Source organism: Bisbaumannia pacifica, assembly GCF_007989625.1.
GTDB lineage: Bacteria > Pseudomonadota > Gammaproteobacteria > Pseudomonadales > Halomonadaceae > Bisbaumannia > Bisbaumannia pacifica.
Genome location: NZ_BJUK01000107.1, coordinates 1 through 891, shown reverse-complemented (window position 1 = coordinate 891; position 891 = coordinate 1). Strand labels below are relative to the sequence as shown.

Annotated in this window: 1 protein-coding gene; it reads left to right on the top strand. The window is 67.9% G+C overall.

Annotated features, from left to right (window positions below):
• A partial coding sequence (gene catA, locus HPA02_RS18105) for a catechol 1,2-dioxygenase (protein WP_146804606.1) occupies positions 1–891 on the top strand: 891 nt, incomplete at both ends.

The following is an 891-nucleotide window of genomic DNA, read 5'->3' as shown; positions in this document are numbered from 1 at the left end:
CTTCGATACCCCGGAAGTCCAGGATTTCCTCGAGGCCGTGGCCGGCTTCGATCAGGCCGGCGGCAACCAGCGCGCCAAGCAGATCCTGCACCGCCTGCTCTCCGACCTCTATCGCCTGATCGACGACTTCGACGTCAGCCCCGAGGAGTTCTGGTCGAGCGTCAGCCTGCTCAATGCCCTGGGGCACGATACCCAGTTCGGCCTGCTCTCGCCGGGGCTCGGCTTCGATCACTATCTGGATATGCGCCAGGATGCCATCGACGCTGAGGCCAAACGCGTCGGCGGCACCCCGCGCACCATCGAAGGGCCCCTCTACGTGGCCGGCGCCCCCGAGGCCGAGGGCTTCGCGCGCATGGACGATGGCCAGGACACCGACGGCGAGACCATGTGGCTGACCGGCCAGGTGCGCGACACCGATGGCCGGCCGGTCGCCGGTGCCAAGGTCGAGATCTGGCACGCCGACTCCAAGGGCGGCTACTCCTTCTTCGATCCGTCCCAGTCCGAGTACAACCTGCGCCGCACCATCGTCACCGACGCCGAGGGGCGCTACACCGCGCGCAGCATCATCCCGTCGGGCTATGGCGTGCCGGAAGGCGCCCCCACTGATGTGGTACTCAAGGCCCTGGGCCGCCACGGCGAGCGTCCGGCGCATATTCACTACTTCGTCTCGGCGCCGGGCCATCAGCACCTGACCACCCAGATCAACCTGGCCGGCGACCCCTACACCTACGACGACTTCGCCTTCGCCACCCGCGAGGAGCTGGTGATCCCGGCGACCCGCATCGACGATGCCGCCGAGATCGACAAGCGTCGGCTGGAGGGGCCCTTCGCCGAGGTGGTCTTCGATATCGAGCTGAGCCGGACCGACGCGCCTGAGCTGCAGACCCGTCA